Genomic DNA, 4,440 nt, shown 5'->3' with positions numbered 1-4,440 from the left:
GGTCAGTTCGCCGTCGCTTTGCAACAGCTTAAGCGCATAGGCGGCCTGCCGCACCCCTTCCTCTTCGGCAATGGCTAAGATTTTATGCTGGAGATTGGTTTCCCCCAGATAGAACAGACTCTGGCCGGTCATGGCGCTGTATTGCAGCCGTTCTTCTTCCGGTATCAGATTGAGTACGGCATCCATTAAGCTGCTTTTACCTGCCGCTGAACTGCTTTGTATCAGCACGGCCAGCGGACGTTCCAGCTTGCGACTGACGGCGGCTAAGTAACCGGCCAGCAGGTTGGTGCTTTCCCCCACCACGCCACAGGCGGCTAAGTCAGCGGTGATGCGCTCACTCAGTTGCGGGTCTTGCAGCAGCGCCAGCGCCGCTGCCCGCTCGGCGTCGTTCATTTCTTGCGTTTTCTGCTCAGTCCCCATTTCCCCCTGCTGCTGCCACTGTTCAACCGCCAGTAATACCTGTCCCAGTGCCCGGCGAATATCCCCCTCGGCCAGCCCCAGCTCAGCCGCTGCCATCCGCGCGTAACCCTGGCGGCTGCGTGCGCTCATCAGGTCAACGCCATCCAGGAACATCACGCCGCTTTGGGTATCAATGACCTGCGCATTGAGCTTTATGGCAACTGCGCCCGCTTTCACGGAAGACAACCCCCGAATGCACCAGCGCAGGCTGCCCAGCGAGACCTTAAGTTCCCCGTCTGCCCCCGCTTCCCAGATGAGGCCGGGCGTCGGGTTTTGCACTGCCGCCACAGCAGCGGCTAAAGCCGGAGGCGGGGCGGCTTCTGCTGATACCTCCACTTCCGTGCGCGTTGTCACTGCGGTTGACATTGGCGTCGCGCTCTCAAGCAGCAGGGCGAAAGCGGCTTCTGGCTCGGCCACCTGACACAGATAGTCGTTGGCATCCATTTCGGGCGGGAACATCACGCGCAGCGGGGTGATACCTTTTGTCAGCAGCGCCGCCGCCAGTTTTACCGCCGCTTCATTGCCCGCGCTGTCATTGTCGAATGCGATAAGCGCCTGTTTGATGCCATGCCGCTCAAACGCCTGCCAGTGGTCAGCCGTCACCCCGTTGACCCCGTAAGCGGCGGTCACGTTCCGATGACCGGCGACCCAGAACGACATCGCATCAATCAGCGATTCACACAAGATAAGGCTTTTCGAGGCCATCAGCGCCGCCTCATTCCAGACCCCGCGATGCGTGCCCGGCAGATAGAGATGCGACGGCGTACCCACCCGCAGGTGGTCACCGATTTTACGTCCATAGATTTCCTGTATTTGCCCTTGAGGATCGATAACCGGCACAACCAGCGAGCCGGTAAAATGTTCATGACCCGATTCACGCATCAGCCCTACCGTACGCAGCCGTGCCCGGATTTCAGCGCCCGGTTTGAGTTTCTTTGACGGCAGGCGATACCCCAGCGTACGGTTGGCAAAGCCCAGCCGGAAGTGAGCGACTAACTCCGGGTGATTGAGTCGCCGCTGGGTCAGATACGCCTGCATCTCCGGCGCGTTCAGCAATGTGTGGTGATAGAACTCAACCACCCGATGCAGCAGCGCCTGCCGGCCGGCTTCATCTTCGGCCAGCAATGTCGGTTCAGACGGCGCAACCAGCGGTTCGACCGCCGGATTTTCGCCCAATAAAGCCCGCAACCGCTCCGCCGCATGGCGCAGGCTTAAGCTTTCGGTTTTCATTACCCAGTCCAGCACTGAACCGCCCGCATTACAGCCGAAGCAGTGATACAGATTCTTTTTCGGGCTGAGCACCATTGACGGGGTTTTCTCCTGATGAAACGGACACAGCACCACGTAATCATCTTTGCCGTGTTTAATCAGCTTTCGTCCCTGTTGTTCCGCCACGGCCACTAAGGAGGCGGCGGCTTTCAGGTGCTGTAATTCTGCTTCCGGGATGCGTGCCATAAAAATGTTCCTTTTAAACCCTTGTCAATAGACATATATGTAGATTATATTATCTATATATTATGAGATTTGCAACAGGCAGCTAAAAAAGGAGACGATACAATGAACCCTATTGATTCATTGTGTGCAGGGTTGGATATGTCAGCATTTGCAGAACGTCTTCGCTTGTTGCGTGAGGCACGTAATTTAAGTCAGGTTCGGCTGGCTGAACTGTTGGGCGTTGATCCGCGCGCTTATAATCGTTGGGAAAAAGGCGCGAGTGCGCCACATTTGGAAACGGTTATTAAGATCGCTGATGTGCTCCAGGTCACGATAGATGAACTGGTTGGCCGCAAGGCCGTATCGGATGAAGTAAAGATCCGCAACCACACATTACATTCTTTGTGGCAAAAAGCGGACCTGTTGCCAGATACCGATCAACAAGCGTTGATTGTGGTACTTGACAGCTTTGTCAAGAAAGCAATGGTTGAACAGGCAATGGGATTTAACAGCACTAAGCGTTGAGATAGCGCGGCAGACGGTGAGTTCGCACCTCACGTCTGCCGCTCACCACAAGCAACTAAAAGAGGTAGTTACTATGGCTAAGGCGCATTCTAAAGCAGAAGCGGCGATAAATAAAGCTGTGAAAACAGAACGTTATTACACGGTGGGCTATGTATCGAACGGGAACAGGGTCAACAACGCCACACCGGCGATACATCTTAAGGGACAGTGGCTGAGACAGGCGGGGTTTAATACCGGCGGCCAGATTACGGTGAAGGTGATGGACGGTTGTCTGGTCCTTATTCCTGACAGTGAGGCCACGCAACAACAGTATCAGCAGTACCAGCGGCAACAGGCCCAACTGCGGGAGATTAAGCAGCAGATGCGGGCGTTAATAAGTGGTTTTGCGGGTTAAGGGGAGAACATGAGATGACGACAGCGATTGAACATTTACAGGACATTCAGTTAACCCACATTGAAGCGCTGGCCCTGGCCCAACTGGTTAAGCGGCTGAACTGGTCAGAGATACGGGCTTGCGCGGTGAATGATGAGGAAGCGTATCAGATCAAAGATGCGATCTCTAAGCTTCAATCTGCTCTGGCTTACCGTGGATATGCACCAAGGTAGATCATAAAAAGGCCGGAAGATCTCGGGGATCTTCCGGCTTTATTAATTAACTAGCATTATATATATCGTGCAGATTACTATTTTTATTTAAGTTAACTATACTTTCCTTTTTATAGGTCAATATTAGCTCACCTTTATTTTCATCATTTTCTATTGCACGTACACCATCAATAACACAAAGAATACCGAACAATGTATTATCAGCTACTATTCTTATTATTTTATTGATTATCTCTTTCTCTTCCTTCGATTTTTCATTATAAAAATCAGATAGTTCAATTAGTTCCCTTTGTGGTTTTCTACCTGGGGGAGATTCAAGTATTGAGATAGTGTCTTCGATAGCAGCATCTCTTACTACAAGCTTTAATATATCTACAAATAGTTGAGAATTCATCTTATTACCTTATTTTAGTGAAGGCTTCTGGATACATTTCTTTATTTAAATTGTGCAAATCTTTTATTGCTGAAGGAGGAGCATTAGTATAATTGCGCAAGTCTCTAATATCTTTTGCCAATAAATCTCTAGCCGATCCCGTATATGGTCCTTTCATTGTAGGAATCAGTTTATGTTCTCCTCTAGGGAGAGCTATTGATGGAGCTACTTTAGGATCATAACCAGTAATTACTTGCCCCGCAGGATGTTTTTGAGCCGCATGGTGGATATCTAATTTATCACCCACCTTAGAACGTCTCTGTAAATCATAGAATGTACTAACTTCATATTTTTGTGTTGGACAACCCGCCAACCCGAATGGATCAATGCAGTTCGCCGGATTATGGACGTACGCATACGGATTCAGACCCCCATTTAGCCCAATAGGGTCCGGCGATAAGTACTGGCCTGTTTCCCTCTCGTAATAACGGTGCCGGTTATAAAATAAACCGCTTTCCGTGTCTTCATATTGGCCACAAAAGGGGCATCAGCTCCGAGGCAGTCATACTTATAGGGCGATGCCAGGCCGCACAGGACAAGGCTTTCAGAAGGACGCGTTTCGCCCATTTTGCTCCTGCAACTTTTTTTGACCCGACGTGCCTTTTCAGGATGTGTGCACGCTACCGCCATACCCTGACGCCCTTATCCGGTCTGCACATTGAGCAGTATAGCGGCGGTGTTAGCTGCCGTTAACCCCTTGTGTGTATTTGCTGACGTGTTTGTACACCGCCTTTCAACCTGCCAGAACCGGGTTTTATCGATAACCCGTGGCGGCGGGGCAGCTTGTCTGCGCCGCTGACGCGGGTTGGCCGGGTGCGGGCCGGCGAGGCCCGCAGGTGACGCTGTTCAGCAGGGAAGCCCCTGGGGGCTGCACCTGTCTTTCCTACACAAATATTTTAACCTGCCCCCTCGTTATTGAACTTTTTCCTCATAGATTGATCTCAATAACAAACACGACTTGAGGTAATCTTTATGTTTTCAAC

6 protein-coding genes and 1 pseudogene are annotated in these 4,440 nt (G+C 51.4%); 4 read left to right on the top strand and 3 right to left on the bottom strand.

Features of this window, described 5'->3' with window-relative positions; all coding sequences use genetic code 11:
• Positions 1-1,914: CHC2 zinc finger domain-containing protein (locus ACGF49_RS24070; protein ID WP_387493167.1), on the bottom strand; the 1,914-nt coding region annotated here is incomplete at its 3' end.
• A 102-nt stretch (positions 1,915-2,016) separates the two neighbouring features.
• Between ACGF49_RS24070 and ACGF49_RS24065 the strand changes: the two genes are divergently transcribed.
• The 3 genes from ACGF49_RS24065 (at position 2,017) to ACGF49_RS24055 (ending at position 3,024) form a co-directional block, all read left to right on the top strand.
• Positions 2,017-2,418, top strand: a complete 402-nt coding sequence (locus ACGF49_RS24065) for a helix-turn-helix domain-containing protein (RefSeq protein ID WP_387493164.1) — start codon at positions 2,017-2,019, stop codon at positions 2,416-2,418.
• Between the two features lie 73 nt (positions 2,419-2,491).
• Positions 2,492-2,812 carry a SymE family type I addiction module toxin gene (locus ACGF49_RS24060; RefSeq protein WP_387493161.1) on the top strand — a complete coding sequence of 107 codons (321 nt, stop codon included), beginning with the start codon at positions 2,492-2,494 and terminating at the stop codon, positions 2,810-2,812.
• Positions 2,813-2,826: 14 nt separating this feature from the next.
• Entirely contained in the window at positions 2,827-3,024 is a 198-nt protein-coding gene (locus ACGF49_RS24055; protein ID WP_228940707.1) for a hypothetical protein, read from the top strand.
• A gap of 46 nt (positions 3,025-3,070) precedes the next feature.
• On the opposite strand, the gene ACGF49_RS24050 is transcribed toward ACGF49_RS24055, so the two are convergent.
• On the bottom strand, positions 3,071-3,418 hold the full coding sequence (locus tag ACGF49_RS24050; protein WP_011147332.1) for a hypothetical protein: 348 nt from the start codon (positions 3,416-3,418) through the stop codon (positions 3,071-3,073).
• Positions 3,419-3,422: 4 nt separating this feature from the next.
• A pseudogene (locus ACGF49_RS24045) lies at positions 3,423-3,938 on the bottom strand (RHS repeat-associated core domain-containing protein); the annotation flags it as partial.
• Positions 3,939-4,115: 177 nt separating this feature from the next.
• On the opposite strand from ACGF49_RS24045, the gene ACGF49_RS24040 reads away from it, so the two are divergent.
• The gene (locus tag ACGF49_RS24040; RefSeq protein WP_158536619.1) at positions 4,116-4,256 is read left to right on the top strand and encodes a hypothetical protein; all 141 of its coding nucleotides are present in this window, start codon (positions 4,116-4,118) and stop codon (positions 4,254-4,256) included.
• The last annotated feature ends 184 nt before the right edge of the window (positions 4,257-4,440 follow it).

The organism is Photorhabdus sp. RM96S (assembly GCF_042879335.1).
GTDB lineage: Bacteria > Pseudomonadota > Gammaproteobacteria > Enterobacterales > Enterobacteriaceae > Photorhabdus > Photorhabdus kayaii.
This window is presented reverse-complemented; position numbering and strand designations above follow the sequence as displayed.